This window comes from Thiohalorhabdus sp. Cl-TMA, from assembly GCF_041821045.1.
In the GTDB taxonomy this organism is placed as follows: Bacteria; Pseudomonadota; Gammaproteobacteria; order Thiohalorhabdales; family Thiohalorhabdaceae; genus Thiohalorhabdus; species Thiohalorhabdus methylotropha.
Window position 1 is genome coordinate 43722 of sequence record NZ_JBGUAW010000008.1, and the last position, 14523, is coordinate 58244.

A 14523-nucleotide genomic window follows, 5' to 3' on the forward strand; every position below is an offset into this window, starting at 1 on the left:
CGTTCCGCCTGCGACTCGCTGAACCCTCCGCGATCCGGATCCGGCCGCCGAATCTGGTGCTCCGTCGCGAAAACGCGCGGCGAAACAAGGAGCGCTAGAACAGGGCGGAGAACGTCACGATGACCCGGTACTTCTCGCTGCCTTCTCCGCCCTGCTGGCGTTCCTCCTCATTGAGCGCCGTCCACACGGGCACCTTGAGGCCGGCACCGATGCTGAGTGCATCCGCGTACGCCCGCACGCCCGGCAGGGCATAGAGCATATCGCCACCGGTGGCCGCCTCCGGTTCGCCATCCACCTCGTCCCGCCCCAGGCGCAGGAACTGGGCCTCCAGGTTGGCGTCGAGCCGGAATCGGCGTTCCGGAAACGAGAGCAAACGATAGGAAAACGCGCTGTTCACCCGCAGCTCACTCCCGAACTGGACGCGCTGGCCATCGGCGTAGGTATGCGGGCGGAAATGGATATAGGAGGTTTCCGCGACCCAGGTCAGCCGGAGCCCCAGGGCCTTGGTGGCCGTGGCGCCCACCGTGAGCGACGGCTCGCCGAAGCTCAGGGACATGCCCGGATCGATGTTTCCGGAGGCGTCCCGGGTATTGGGATCCCCGGTGGGCAGGGTGCCTCCGCCGTAGACGGTGAAATGCCAGTCCTCCAGGTCAGCCAGGGACTCCCTTTCCGGCACCAGCCTGAAGCCCTCGTCGTACTTGAATCCGAGCACCGCCATAAGCGATATGTCGGCGAAGCCGGCGGTATTGTAGCTGTTGTCCTCCACCACCTTGTCATGCTTGGGCAAAAAGACGTACCCGGACAGGTAGGGAGTGAAGCCATAGCCGAGGCCGAACAGCCAGAACTCGGCATATTCCAGCTCGTCGTCCCGCGCGGCGGTCTTGCGCTCATACTCGGCGCGGTCCAGCTTCATGTAGGCGAGCGCGCTCCCTTCGGGAAGCGTCTGCGAGCTGGACGTCTCGATGGGCGCCCCCGGGCCTTCCAGCCCAATGGCACCGAGACTGGCGACCCCGTGATGGGCGCCGGCGAGCGCCGGCCACAAGGCCGCCCCTGCGGCCAGTATCCGGTGCGGGATCACGTTTTCCCCTTTCGGTTTTGGAACAGGGTGAAACCTCCGAACAGGGCGAGGATGAGCCCCACGGCAAAGACCATCCGTGACCAGCGCGTGCCGGTTCCGGAACCTTCCGCCGGCTCCCGGGCGGACGCGCCGCCGGCCTCGACGGTCAGGACCTGGCCGTGACCGCTTGCTGACTGCGCCTTGATTCGCCAGGGCCCCTTCCCTTCCGGAACGAATACGATGCGCCCCCGGGCGTCGGTCCGACCCCGCTGGAAGGGGGCTTCCGCCCCCGCGCGACGGACCGTGTATCGCTCATGGCGAAAGGGGTGGTCGTCGGCATAGCGCAGCTGCACCACCACGGCTTCCTGGTGGAGCACGCGGTGGTGGACCTCGTGGCCGCCGGCGAGCTGCGGGAGGCAAAGACCTCCACAGAGCATGGTCGCGGTAGCCACCCGTCTCATTCCCCTGCTCCGGCAGTGAAGGTGAGGACGGTCCGGTACTCCGTTCGCTCCGCCTCGGGACCGTCAAAGGGCACCGCGTGGGCCGCGCCGAACCGCTGCGCTCCGGCCTGGCGCAGGCGCACGTTGATGGCGCCGTTCTTCCGGGTCACGCCCACCACGCGGCCGTCATTGGTGACTTCGGCCCCGCCCAGCGGCTCGCCCCGGAAGTACAGGCGCAGGGTCCACTTCTCCCCCACCGACAGCGTTCGCGGATCGGTTTCCGGAACCAGCTCGAGGCCCTCGCTGATGGGTCCGTCGGGCAGCCGCCCTGCGGTGGAGAGGCGTTTCAGGGATTCCACGGAGCGCCAGGCCTCCAGGGGCTCCCCGGCCTCGGTGGCGGGGATGTTGCGCAGCCCGCTGGCGGTCTGGGTCCAGAACCCGGATCCGGTCCGGACCAGCAGGGCGGCACAGTTCCCGGGCACGCGCACCGGCCATTCCGCTTCGAAATCCACGGAGCGGGCTCCCTCGGCAGGCTTCCAGCATCGGACCGCTTTGACCAGGGAGGGCTCGTAGGTCACGCGCTTGTCGCCCTGGTGGCCGCCGTCTCGGTGCCCCCTCTGGAGCGCCAGGTCCCCGTCCACGGGCTCGAGCCACAGCTCGTGCCCGGAGGCCGGAGCGGCCTGCGCCATAAGCAGCGCCAGCAAACCCTGCCGGGCGATTCGCGCGCTTCCCCGTTTCAATGCCTTCCTCCTGACCTTATCCGGACCGGTCGCTCCCCTTCCGGGCTCACTGAGCCCCGGATGCCGACGGCCATGGGGCGGAGCGATCCAGGCAAGAACCGGGCCAAGCGGCGTCTACCCGATCGACCGAATTTCCCGGCGCGGGATGGGCACGGAACCGGCACCCCATCAGCCAGTATTCCTAAAAACCGGAAGGCAGCTTTCCGGTCGCCGAGCGCCCAACGGTGGAGGGGGAAGGAAGCCCTTCCACCCGTCCAGGGGCAGGGTGGCTCAAAAGCGGTAGCGATTTCATCGCGGGACAGGCGCGGGCCTGGCTCGCTGTCCCGAGCCGGGCCCGCGCGGCCGGCGGTCACACCGCGCCCTCCAGGGGCAGGCTCAGGGAGAGCTCCGCGCCGCCCTCGGGCCGGTTGGCGGCCTGCAGGGTGCCGCCGTGCTCGCTGACGATGCCGTAGGCGATGTAAAGGCCCAGGCCGGTTCCCTGGCCGGGCGGCTTGGTGGTGAAGAAGGGCTCGAAGAGCTCGGGGATCCGGTCCGGTTCAAGGCCGGGGCCGTCGTCCCGGATGGAGGCGCGCACCTCCCCGCCGGTGCGGGCGGCAACCACGGTGACACCGCCCGAGCCCCGGTGCTCGGATACCGCGTCCACGGCGTTCTGGATTAGGTTCACGAAAACCTGGTGCATCTGGCCGGAATAACCGCGGACCGGCAGCTCTTCGGCCAGGTCGAGATCCACGGACACGATACTGCCCGCGCCCTTCTGAACCCATTGCGAGGCGGTGCGGATCACCGGGCTCAGGTTGAAGGTCTCCGGACTGCCCCGCCGGCCCCCGGAATATCCCTTGAGCTCCCCCACCAGGTCGCCGACGCGCTGGGCGCCTTCGAGGGTGCCCTCCAGTACCGGATCCAGGTCCTCCAGCAGCTCGCCGATACGAAGCTCCTCGCGGAGCCGCAGCCGCTCCTCCTCGTCAGCCCCCTCCTCGAGGGTCCGGATATAGCGCTCCAGACGCCCGGCGTAGCGGCGCAGCACGTGGACATTGCCGTAGAGGAAGGAGATGGGGTTGTTCAGCTCGTGGGCCACGCCCGCGATAAGGCGCCCCAGGGAGGCCATCTTCTCCGACTGGACCAGCTGGTGCTGGGTCTCCTGTAGCTCCCGGTGGGCCTGGTCCAGCTCCGTGTAGGCGCGCCGCAGCTCGCCGACATTGCGCGCCGTGAGCACCATGCCCACCAGGCGGCCCCGGTGGTCGTAGCGACTGGTGCAGTTCATGGCCACCGGCTGCCAGTGCCCGGCGGCGTCCACCAGCCGCACCTCGCAGTCGGTCACCGAGTCATTGCGGATGACCTGCGGGAAGGTGCGCAGGCGCTCCTGGTCCGGTTCGGCGAACAGCCGGTGGAACTCCGTGTCCTGGAGGAACGTGGCCGCGCGGCCCACCAGCTCCTCCAAGGCCGGGTTGACCCGCTTGATGCGGCCGGCCACGTCGCAGACGATCAGGAGGTCCGACATGGAGCCCAGGACGCTCTCGATAAAGCGCTGGGCCTCCTCCAGGGCGGAATTCTTCTCCTCGAGCGCCACCTGCTGCTGGACGAGCTCCTCGTAGGTCTCGTCCATCTTCCGCACCACCTCCACCCAGGCCTGCTCGCCTTCCGCGGAAAGTCCGGGATCCTGGTTTTCCGAGGCGGTTGGCTCCTTGCGGCGCGCCATTGGGGTCAGGCCTCCGCTGCAGCGGCTCCCGGCCCGTAGCGCAGGCTCCGATGACGGGCCAGATACAGTGGGGTCCGGGAGTGGGGGACCTTATGCACGAAGTTGTACCGGGCCACGTGGTAGCTGGGATCGAAGCCGAAAAAGTTGAGCCGCATGCGCTCCAGCTCCTCGGCCCGGTATTCGTCGATGGGCTTGTCGGCCTCGTCGGCGGCCCGGCGCTGCCGCTTGGCGGCAAGCTCCTGGTCAAGCGCCGGATCGGCGGCCCGGGCCACGGCCCAGTCCTCCACCGCCCGGCCGGCCTGCTCGGGCGTCGTTCCGAGCACGCCGTCGATCAGGCCGATCTCGGCGGCCTCGGCGGCCAGCAGGGGAAGCCGGCGCTGCATGATGGCGCGGCCCTGCTCCTGCCCCACCCTGCGGGGGAGCAGATAGGTCCAGTACTCCGATCCGTAGAGGTTACCCATGTTCTTGTAGTGGGGATTCAGGACCACCCCGTCGCGGGCGAAGACCCGGTCTGCCGCCAGGGCCATGAACACCCCGCCGGCGCCGGCGTTGCCGCGCATCACCGAAACGGTCAGGCGGTCCTCGGTGGTCAGGACGGCCCGCACCAGGTCGTTCATGGCCTGGATGTTGCGCCAGGACTCCTCGCCCGGACTCGGTGCCGCCTCGATGCGGTTGAGGTCGAGGCCGTTGGACCAGAAGTCCGGCCCGCCCGTCAGCACCAGGACCCGGGTGGGCCGCTCCAGGGCCTCGCGGTAGGCCGCGAGGAGGCGCTCGCATTCGGGCGTGCCCATGGCACCGTTGTAGAAGGGGAAGTCGAGAAAGCCCACGCCGTCCCGCTCCCTGTATATCAAATCCCGGAACGTGCGCCCGGAGCCTTTCTCCAGCGGCACGGGGACCTCCGGAAGTGCCCGCGCCGCCTCGCCGAGCACCTCCACCGCCGGCCGCTTGAAGGCGGGGCCGGCCTCCTCGTCCTCGGCCCGCAGGTGCCCGATCCAGACCGCCCCGTCCACGGTTGCCCGGCAGACTGCCCCGTGCCGCCGGGCGAGCAGCGTCCCCGGCTCACCCCGCAGTCGGTCCTCCGGATGGGCATCGAACAGCCGCACCGGGCGGCCGGCCAGCTCGTCGCGGACGCCGGGCTGGCCGTCGGCGGCCCGGATCCTGCGCAGGATGGCCCGCGTGTCCTCCCGGCTCCAGTCGATGCGGCGGTCCGCCTGCCGCATTAGGGGCCGCCAGCCCCCTTGGTGGTCCAGCGGCAGCGCGCTCGCCGGCAGGGGCCGATAATCGCCGGCCGCCAACCGCTCCAAGGCGCGGAGCACCGCCGCCACGGCCGCCTCCGTCACCTCGTTGCGGTACAGGCTGCTCTTTCGGGCGTCCCGCATGGGGAGCTCCTCCCAGGCCCAGACGGGGCCCGCGTCCATCTCCGCCTCCGCCTGAAGCACGGTCACCCCCCAGCGCTCGATGCCCTCCTGGACCGCCCAATCCAGCGCGGAAGGCCCCCGATCCCCGGGAATGCCCGGGTGAACCACCAGGCATGGTCGCTGCCGCCAGATCTCCGCGGGAATGGCCCGCTTCAGAATGGGAGCGAGGACCACGTCGGGCTCGAAGGCGGCCACCGCCTCCCGGGTCACCGCGTCGTTAACGTCCAGCTCCAGGGACAGCTCGTGGCCGCGCCGCTCCAGCTCGGCGAACAGCCGCTGGGTGAGGCTGTTGAAGGCATGGGTGAGGAACAGGATGCGCATTCCCGGCTCCTTAGCAGATGCGGGGCAGCTGTTCGCCGTGCAGCCAGTCCACCAGGCGGGTGCCGCCGAAGGCGGTCTCCATCTCCACCAGGGGGCGATCGGAATCGGCCACCTCGCCGATGATTGCGGACGCACGGCCCAGGGGATGGGCCCGCATGGTTTCCAGGAGGACTTCCGCCGATTCGGGCGGGCAGACGGCCACGAGCTTGCCCTCGTTGGCCGCGTTCAGGGGATCGAGCCCCAGAAACTCGCAGGCGGCGTGCACCTCCTCCCGTACGGGCAGCTCCGCCTCGCGGACGCGCACGCCCACTTCCGACTGGTGGGCGAGCTCGTTCAGCGTGGCGGACAGCCCGCCGCGCGTGGGGTCGCGCAGGCAGCGGATTCCGGGCACGGCCTCCAGCATAGCGGCAACCAGCCCGTGCAGGGCGGCACTGTCCGATTGCAGGTCGGTTCCGAAGCCCAGGTCCTCGCGCACGGAGAGGATGGCCATGCCGTGATCGCCGAGGGTGCCGTTCACCAGGATGCGATCCCCGGGCCGGGCCCGGTTGCCGCCCACGGTCACGCCCTCGGGCACCACGCCGACGCCGGTGGTATTGATGTACACACCGTCCGCCTTGCCCTGCTCCACCACCTTGGTGTCCCCGGTAACGACGGGCACCCCAGCTTCCCGGGAGGCCGCGGCCATGGAATCGACGATGCGCTTGAGATCCGCCAGCGGGAAGCCCTCCTCCAGCACGAAGCCGGCGGAAAGGTAGAGGGGCCGGCCACCGCCCATGGCCACGTCGTTGAGGGTGCCGTGCACGGAAAGCGCACCGATGTCGCCGCCGGGGAAGAACAGCGGCGTGACCACATGGCTATCGGTGGCCATGACCATGCGCCCGGCCGGCGCGGTGAAGGCCGCGGCGTCGTTGCCGGCCGCCATCCATTCGTTGTCGAAGGCGGCCGCGAACAGCTCGTCGATGAGCCGGCTCATGGCGCGGCCCCCCCCACCGTGGGCCATCTCCACCCGGCCGCGCTTAAGATCCAGTTTTCCGCTCAAGGCGCCCTCCTCAGGCATCCACCGGCGCGACGGCCGGCTCCCGGGTTCGGCCGTAGGCGTAGTAGGCGGCACAGGCCCCCTCCGAGGACACCATGCAGGAGCCGATGGGGTTGTCCGGGGTGCAGGTGGTGCCGTAGAGGGTGCAGTCCGTGGGCTTGGCCACGCCGCGCAGGACCGAGGGACAGAGGCAGGCCTGGTTCTCGCGCGGCCGGCCCACCTCCACGGCGAAGCGGCGCTCCGCGTCGAAGGCGGCGTAGGCCTCCTTGATCCGCAGGCCGCTGTAGGGAACGGTGCCCAGTCCCCGCCACTCGAACTGCTTGCGCAGCTCGAAGACATCCGCCACCAGCGCCTGCGCCTTGCGGTTGCCCGCCCGGGTCACCGCCCGGGTGAACTCGTTCTCCACCTCCGCCCTCCCCGCATTCACCTGCCGCACCAGCATGCGGATGGCCTGGAGCACATCCAGCGGCTCGAAGCCACCGATCACCACCGGCTTCTCGTACTCCTCGGCGAAGAACTCGTAGGGCGCGCTGCCGATGACGGTGGAGACATGGGAGGGGCCGATGAAGCCGTCCAACGGCAGGGTGCCCAGCTCGCGCACCTCCGGCGACTCCAGGATGTGGGTGATTGCGGCGGGGGTCAGAACGTGGTTGCAGGCCACGCTGAAGTTCTCGATGCCCTCCGCGTGCGCTTGCTTGAGCACCACGGCCGTGGGCGGCGTGGTGGTCTCGAAGCCAATGGCGAAGAACACCACCTCGCGGTCCGGATTGTCGCGCGCGATCTGCAGGCTGTCGGCGGCCGAATAGATCATGCGCACGTCCGCCCCCGCCGCCCGGGCCTGAAGCAGGCTGGACTTCCGCGACCCCGGCACCCGCAGCAGGTCGCCATAGGTGCACAGGATCACCTCCGGGCGTCGGGCCAGGTCGATGGCGGCGTCCACCCGGCCCATGGGTAGGACGCACACTGGGCAGCCCGGACCGTGGACCATGTGCACGTTCTCCGGCAGCAGGTCCGGGACCCCGTAGCGGAATATGGCGTGGGTGTGCCCGCCGCAGAACTCCATGAAGTGGTAGCTCCGCTCCTCCTCCACCTCCTCGGCGATGGCACCCGCCAGCTGCCGGGCCCTCTGGCCGTCACGGAACTCGTCTACGTATTTCATGCCGCAAACCGCCTTTCAGGAACACAACCACGCCAGGCATCCGAGCCGGCGTTCGCCCATTTCTGTTACCCGCCTTGCAGCTGCTCCATCTCCGCGAACAGCGCCAGGGTCCGCTCCGCCTCCTCGGGGTCGATCCGCTGGAGCGCGTAGCCCACGTGCACGAGCACGTATTCGTCCACTTCCACACCGTCCACCAGGGCCAGGCTCACCTCCTTCCGAACCCCGGAGAAATCAACCAGCGCGGTTTCGTCCTCCCGCACCTCGGCAACCCTTCCCGGAACCGCCAGGCACATGACCTACTCCTTGTTCATGGTTCGCGCCGCCACCCAGGCCTGGCCCAGGCTCAGCCCGCCGTCGCCAGGCGGCAGCGCCTCCGCCGTGAATACCCGCAGGCCGGCCGCCGCCAGGCCGGACCGCACGTCCTCCTCCAGGATCCGATTCGCCCAGCAGCCGCCGCCCAGCAGCACCCGGTCCAGACCCTGCGCCGCGGCCGCCGAGGCCACCCAGTCCACAATTCCGGCGGCCAGGGTGGCATGGAACACGGCCGCCCCCCATCCGGAATCCCGGCAGTCCGCGAGGGCCTCCATCAGGGGAGCCGGGTCCAGCTGCCCCCCAGCGATCCGATAGCCGCCGGACATGGCGGGTACCGGTCCCCGCGATTGCGCGCGACCCTCCAGCTCCATGGCCGCCTGCCCCTCGAATCCCGTAATCTCCCGAAGCCCGAGGAGGGCCGCGGCGGCGTCGAAGAGCCGCCCCGCGCTGGAGGTCCAGGGGCAATTGAGGCCCCGGTCCATCAAGTCGGCGATCCGTTCCGCGCCCTCCCGGCGGAAGCGTGCGGGGATCTCCTCCCGCTGACCGAGCAGGTACAGCAGCCCGGCGGCCGTGCGCCACGGCTCGCGCGCCGCCCGGTCGCCGCCGGGAAGGGGAATGGGCCGGAGCCCGCCGAGGGCCCGGTAATCCGCACCGTCCACCCGCAGCAGCTCGCCGCCCCAGACCTCCCCGGCCGGTCCCAGCCCCACGCCGTCCAGGGCCACGCCCAGGACCGGTCCGGTTAGGCCGTGCTCGGCGGCAACGGCGGCGATGTGGGCGTGGTGGTGCTGCACCGCCACCAGGGGCACATCCCAACGGTCGGCGAGCTCCTGGGCGAACCGGGTGCTTGGGAAATCGGGATGGAGGTCGCAGGCCACCACCCGCGGGTCTACCTCCAGCACCCGCCGCAGGTGCGCCGCCGCACTCTCCATGACGCGGATGGTGGCCCCGTTAGCCAGGTCGCCCACGTGCTGGGAGGGGAAGGCCTCCCCGCCCCGCGTCAGGCAGACGGTGTTCTTCAGCCAGCCGCCCGTCGCCAGCACGCTCGGTCCTTCCTCGGGCAGGACCACCGGCGCTGGAACGTGGCCGCGCGAGCGCCGCAGGAACACCGGTGCGCCCCGGTCCCGGGGCCGGACCACGCTGTCGTCGCAGCCCACCAGGATGGGGCGGTCGTGCTCCAGGAAGGCGTCGGCGATGCCGGAAAGCCGGCGCTCCGCCTCGTGATTGTCCGTGACCAGCGGCTCTCCGCCCGGGTTGGCGCTAGTCATAACCAGCAGCAGGGGCTGGGGCGCCTCGAGCCACTCCCGCCCCGCCGGGCGTCCGGCGGCCTCGTGGAAGAGCAGGTAATGGATCGGCGCGTAGGGGAGCATGAAGCCGATGTGGACGAGGCCAGGCGCGATGCCCGGCAGGCGCCGCTCGCCCGCTTCCGTCTTAGGCAGTAGCACGATGGGCCGGGCCGGGCCTTCCAGCGCCGCCCGAGCCGCCTCGTCCAGCACCGCGACCCCGTCCAGGGAGGCCGTATTGGCCGCCATGAGGGCGAAGGGCTTGCCGCCGCGCTCCTTGCGCTCTCGGAGGCGCTCCACGGCCCGCTCATTACGGGCGTCCACGGCCAGGTGATAGCCGCCGAGGCCCTTGATTGCCACCACTGCGCCCGCTCCCAGCGCCCCCAGGGCGGCGGCGATGGCATCACCCCCCTCCGGCTCGTCCCCCGCCCGGCGGAAGACCAAGCGCGGCCCGCAGGCCGGGCAGGCGGTGGCCTGGGCATGGAAGCGGCGGTCGCCGGGATCCGCATACTCCGCCGCGCAGTCGGGACACATGGGGAATCCGGCGAGGGCGGTGGAGGGTCGGTCGTAGGGGACCGCGCCGGTGATGGTATAGCGCGGACCGCAGTGGGTGCAGTTCAGGAAGGCGTAGCGGTTGCGGCGGCCGGCGGGATCGAACAGCTCCTCCAGGCAGGCGGCGCAGACCGGGGCGTCGGGTACGATGCCCGTGCGCGCCGGCCCCTCGCCGCTGGAAACGATGGTGAAATCCGCCGGAGGCCGCTCCTCCCCGACCGGCACGGACCGGACCGCGTCGATGCGGGCCAGGGGCGGCGCCTCTGCCCGGAGGCGGCGGCGGAAGCGCTCCCGTCCGGCCTGCGGGCCCCAGAGCGCGATCCCCACCCCCTCGGCGTCGTTCCAGACCCGGCCGCGCAGACCCTCCTCGCGCGCCAGGTGCCACACGAAGGGGCGGAACCCCACACCCTGCACCAGGCCGTCCACCCGCAGCCCTTCCCACGCCGGGGTGACGGCGCGGGAGGTGGCGGACGGCGAATGCTCGGAGGGGATCATGGAGGCGCTCCTAGTGGACCGTGCAGACCATGCACGGGTCGAAAGAGCGGACCACGTGCTGAACCGCCACCGGCGTCCGCTCGTCGGCCCCCACCGGGGCTCCTTCCAGGGCCGCTTCCAGGGGCCCCGGCACGCCGTCCCGGTCACGCGGCGAGAAGTTCCAGGTGGTGGGGGCCACGATCTGGTAGTTCAGGATCCGGCCGTTGTGCACCCGGATCCAGTGGCCCAGGCTGCCGCGGGCGGCCTCCACCAGGCCCGCCCCTTCACCCTCCTGGAGCGCGCCGGGCTCCCGGTAGAAAGGCTCACCGGGCTCGATGGCCCGGGCCCACGCCTCCATGGCCGGCACCACCCGGGCCAGCTCCAGCAGCCGGGCCACCACGCGGTTGCGGACATTCCCGCCGGTTTCCGCCACCAGTTCCCGGATCAGGGGATGCCCGGCCACCACCTGCCGGGCCAGCGCCCCCACCTCCACGGGTCGGCCCGCCAGCCGCGGCGCCTTGCACCAGCTGTAGGCCTCCTCCCGCTCCGCGTCGGGGAGGGTCACGCCCTCGTAGGGATGCACGGGCTCCCGGGCGCCGCTCATCCAGCTGGAATACAGGTCTTCGCGGATGGCGTCGGCATCGAGCGGCATGAGGTCGCCGCCCGCGAATACCCCGCCGGGGAACAGCCGCTCGCCCTGGAACGGGTAGCTGCCGTAGCTCATGAAGCGGTCATGGGAACGGCCCAGCTCCGCCAGCCCCACGTCCTCCGCCACCCGCAGGAAGCGCGCCAGATCGCTGCCCTCCGGTCCCCGCTCGGCGGCCCAGGCCGCCAGATCGCTTCCTCCGGCGAGGGCGGCCACGGTCTCCAGCCGGTCGCCGAAGGTATGCTCCTCCAGATAGCGGCGGAACTGGCCCAGGAGGGAAAGCACCCGGAGCTTCTCCGCCCCGGTTACGCCCTTGGCCGCCCCTCCGGCCTGCACCGTGTGGGTATGAGGCCACTTCCCGGCCAGCACGCCCATGAGGTTCATGAAGGCCGCCCGGGCCGCCACCGCGTCGGTGGCCGCGGCCCCCTGCTCCGCCCGGAAGCGGCGAACCACGTCGGGGTGCCAGGCGCGGCCCTCGTACGCGGCCCGGGCGAAATCGGGCATAAAGAACAGGTAGAAGTGGGTGAAGTGATCCGCCAGGTTCTCGGCGGCCAGCACCAGGTTGGTGAGCCGTTCGCCGTTGGGCGGCGCCTCGGCGCCCAGGGCGTCGCGCACGGCGTGCGCGGCGGCCACGGACTGGGAGACGGAACAGATGCCGCAGATGCGCGGCGCGTAGACCAGGGCGTCCCCGGGATCCTTGCCGTGAAGGATCTGCTCGAATCCGCGATACATGGGCGAATTCACCCACGCCGAGGAGACCTGTCCGGCTTCCGCCTCGATACGGACCTCCAGATCCCCTTCCACGCGGTTGAACGGACCCACGACGAGGCGGCTCATGGTCGCTGCTCCCTGCTGGTGAACGCGGCCCTGCGGCGGCCGCGGCTATTCCCCGTCATGCTCCTTGGCCGGGGAGTTGACGATGTGGTCCGCCACGGCGTTCTCCCGGACCCGCCTGGGAGTGGCCGACTTGGCCAGCGAGGCCAGGGCCACGAACCAGGCCTTGGGCATGTCGGTAGGCAGTCCGATGGGGATGCCCGCCACCTTGGGCGTTTCCAGGAAGTGGTGGCCAGGCTCCTCGAACTCCGGGGCAGTGCAGTTGACGCAGGGGTAGCCGCCGTCGGTGCAGCTGCCGGTTCCGTTCCAGGGCCGGATGTTGCAGTCGGCGCGCGCCTGCGTGCCCAGGCACCCCATGTGCTCCATCATGCAGCCGAGGTCCGAGGGCACCTCCGCCGAGGCCTTGTACTCGTAATACTCGTTGCGAGCGCAGCCGTGGTGGACCAGGTGGTCCGTGTACAGGGCGGGCCGCGCCAGGTCGTCCAGCAGCGGATCGCCCATGCCGTCCAGGGCGAGGGTCATGAGGGTCTCCAGCACCCATCCGGGATGGGTCGGGCATCCGGCCACGTTAATCACCGGCAGGCCCGCCCCGGAGCGATAGGCGTCCCCCAGCAGGCCGCCGCTCTGCTCGCCCTCGTATTGCAGGCCGCAGGCCTCGGTGGGATTGGGGCCGGCAGAGGTGACCCCGCCGAAGGCGGCGCAGGTACCGATGGCCAGGGTGTAGCGCGCCACCGCCGCCAGCCGCTCCACCCACCGCACCATGGGCGTGTCCGTGCCGGCGAGCACGTGGAACCGCCCGGTGCCGTTGGGACCGCGCAGCAGGGAGCCCTCCACGCATAGGGCGTCGAGCCGCGTTTCGCCGGCGCACACCGCCTCCAGCATGGCGGTGACCTCCTCGCCGGTGGCCTCGGAGAAGGAGGGATGCCAGAGGAAACGGATGCCGGCGCTGTCCAGGGTGGTGAACAGGTCCGGGGCCTCCGCGCACAATAGCGACATGGTGCAGCCGCCGCAGCCTCCAGACTGCAGCCACAGCACGGTGAATCCGTCTTCCCGCTCGCTCGCCGCCATGGGCTTCCCTCCGCTCATTCTCCGGTGGCCTTGGTGGGCTCCAGGCCGTGGCGCTCCAGTTTGCCCCGCAGCCCCACGCGGGAAAGTCCCAGCTCCTGCGCGGCACGGGTCTTGTTCCAGCGGTTGCGGATCAGGGTCTCGCGCAGCACCCGCGCCTCCAGGGCCTCCAGGCGATCCTGCAGGGTGCCGCCCTGCTCTGCCACGTCCTCGAGCTCCCGCGGGCGGGGCTCCTCCGAGAGATTGCGCAGGATCCGGGGACTAAGCAGGTCCGCGCCCAGCCACGGGTCCTCGGCCATAACCACCATGCGCTGGATCTCGTTCTGCAGCTCCCGGACATTGCCGGGCCAGCCATAGGACTGCATGCAGGCGACGGCCTCCTCGGTGAATCCCTCCACCGGCCTCTCCAGCGCCTCGCAAACCTCCTCCAGGATGTACCGGGCCAGGACCGGGATGTCCTCCGTGCGCTCCCGAAGCGCCGGTATGGGCACGGGCAGGGTGGCCAGCCGGAAGTACAGGTCCTCGCGAAAGCGGCCGGCGCGCACCTCCTCCTCAAGATCCTTGTTGGTGGCGGCGATGATCCGGCAGTCCACCCGGCGGCGCTCGGTGCTGCCCAGGGGCCGGATCTCGCCCTCCTGGAGCACCCGCAGCAGCTTGACCTGGAGGGCCGGGGTGATGTCGCCCACCTCGTCCAGCAGGATGGTGCCCCCGTCCGCCTGCTCGAAGAGGCCCATGCGGTTCTCGATGGCGCCCGTGAAGGCCCCCTTGCGGTGGCCGAAGAGCTCGCTTTCCAGGAGCTCGTCGGGGAGCGCGCCGCAGTTCTCCGCCAGGAAGGGCGCATCGGCCCGCGGGCTGTTGTAGTGGATGGCGCGGGCGAACAGCTCCTTCCCGGTACCGGATTCGCCCGTGAGCAGGACCGAGATGTTGTAGGGCGCCACCCGCACGATCTGGTCGCAGACGCTGTTGAGGCGGCTGTCCGGGCAGCGGATGATGCGGTCCAGGGCGTATTCCTGGCGCACCCGGGCGCGCTTGCCCTCCACCCGGCCCTGGACCTGGCCCGGTGTGAAGCGGAGCTCGCCGGTGAGCCGGTCGTTCTCGCGCTGGAGCTGGTAGAGCTGCGCCGCGCCGCGCACCGTGAGCAGGAGGCTGTCGGGATGCCAGGGCTTGGTGATGTACTGGTAGATCCCCGCCTCGTTGACCCCGGTGATGATGTCCTCGGAATCCGTGTAGGCGGAGATGATCATGCGGATGGTGCTCGGCCAGCGCTCGCGCACCTCCTTGAGCAGCTCCACCCCGGAAATATCCGGCATCCGCTGATCGCACAGGATGACCTGCACCGGCACGCTCTCCAGGATGCCCCGGGCGGTGGACGCATCCTCGGCGACGTGGACCGCGAACTCCTCCTCGAGCAGGCGCCGAATGGTCTCCAGGGCACGCCGCTCGTCGTCCACCACCAGGATGGGAAGCCGTTCGCTCATGGGAGCCCTTCCGAC

The 14523-nt window shown here is 70.6% G+C and carries 12 protein-coding genes; all 12 read right to left on the reverse strand.

Annotation, left to right across the window (positions count from 1 at the left end; genetic code table 11):
• Positions 1–94: 94 nt before the first annotated feature.
• The 12 genes from ACERLL_RS12180 to ACERLL_RS12235 all read right to left on the reverse strand — a co-directional run bounded on the left by ACERLL_RS12180 (position 95) and on the right by ACERLL_RS12235 (position 14508).
• Complete coding sequence (locus ACERLL_RS12180; RefSeq protein ID WP_373656366.1) at positions 95–1078, reverse strand: transporter; 984 nt, start codon at positions 1076–1078, stop codon at positions 95–97.
• On the reverse strand, positions 1075–1518 hold the full coding sequence (locus ACERLL_RS12185) for an ABC transporter permease (RefSeq protein ID WP_373656367.1): 444 nt from the start codon (positions 1516–1518) through the stop codon (positions 1075–1077). Before ACERLL_RS12185 ends, ACERLL_RS12180 begins: the two co-directional genes overlap by 4 nt.
• Positions 1515–2237 (reverse strand): DUF4198 domain-containing protein, encoded by a 723-nt coding sequence (locus ACERLL_RS12190; RefSeq protein ID WP_373656368.1) that lies wholly within the window; start codon positions 2235–2237, stop codon positions 1515–1517. Before ACERLL_RS12190 ends, ACERLL_RS12185 begins: the two co-directional genes overlap by 4 nt.
• A 349-nt stretch (positions 2238–2586) precedes the next feature.
• Complete coding sequence (locus ACERLL_RS12195; protein ID WP_373656369.1) at positions 2587–3933, reverse strand: sensor histidine kinase; 1347 nt, start codon at positions 3931–3933, stop codon at positions 2587–2589.
• A gap of 5 nt (positions 3934–3938) precedes the next feature.
• Complete coding sequence (locus ACERLL_RS12200; protein WP_373656370.1) at positions 3939–5672, reverse strand: hydrogenase maturation protein; 1734 nt, start codon at positions 5670–5672, stop codon at positions 3939–3941.
• A 10-nt stretch (positions 5673–5682) separates the two neighbouring features.
• Entirely contained in the window at positions 5683–6672 is a 990-nt protein-coding gene (hypE, locus tag ACERLL_RS12205; RefSeq protein WP_373656583.1) for a hydrogenase expression/formation protein HypE, read from the reverse strand.
• A 49-nt stretch (positions 6673–6721) separates the two neighbouring features.
• Positions 6722–7867 (reverse strand): hydrogenase formation protein HypD, encoded by a 1146-nt coding sequence (hypD, locus tag ACERLL_RS12210; protein ID WP_373656371.1) that lies wholly within the window; start codon positions 7865–7867, stop codon positions 6722–6724.
• A 65-nt stretch (positions 7868–7932) separates the two neighbouring features.
• Complete coding sequence (locus tag ACERLL_RS12215) at positions 7933–8160, reverse strand: HypC/HybG/HupF family hydrogenase formation chaperone (RefSeq protein ID WP_373656372.1); 228 nt, start codon at positions 8158–8160, stop codon at positions 7933–7935.
• 3 nt (positions 8161–8163) lie between these two features.
• On the reverse strand, positions 8164–10506 hold the full coding sequence (hypF, locus tag ACERLL_RS12220; protein WP_373656373.1) for a carbamoyltransferase HypF: 2343 nt from the start codon (positions 10504–10506) through the stop codon (positions 8164–8166).
• A 10-nt stretch (positions 10507–10516) separates the two neighbouring features.
• Entirely contained in the window at positions 10517–11968 is a 1452-nt protein-coding gene (locus ACERLL_RS12225) for a nickel-dependent hydrogenase large subunit (RefSeq protein ID WP_373656374.1), read from the reverse strand.
• Between the two features lie 45 nt (positions 11969–12013).
• Positions 12014–13033: an NADH-quinone oxidoreductase subunit B family protein gene (locus tag ACERLL_RS12230; protein ID WP_373656375.1), complete on the reverse strand. Its 1020-nt coding sequence runs from the start codon at positions 13031–13033 to the stop codon at positions 12014–12016.
• Between the two features lie 14 nt (positions 13034–13047).
• Positions 13048–14508, reverse strand: coding sequence for a sigma-54-dependent transcriptional regulator (locus tag ACERLL_RS12235; protein WP_373656376.1), 1461 nt, complete (start codon positions 14506–14508; stop codon positions 13048–13050).
• Between the last annotated feature and the right edge of the window lie 15 nt (positions 14509–14523).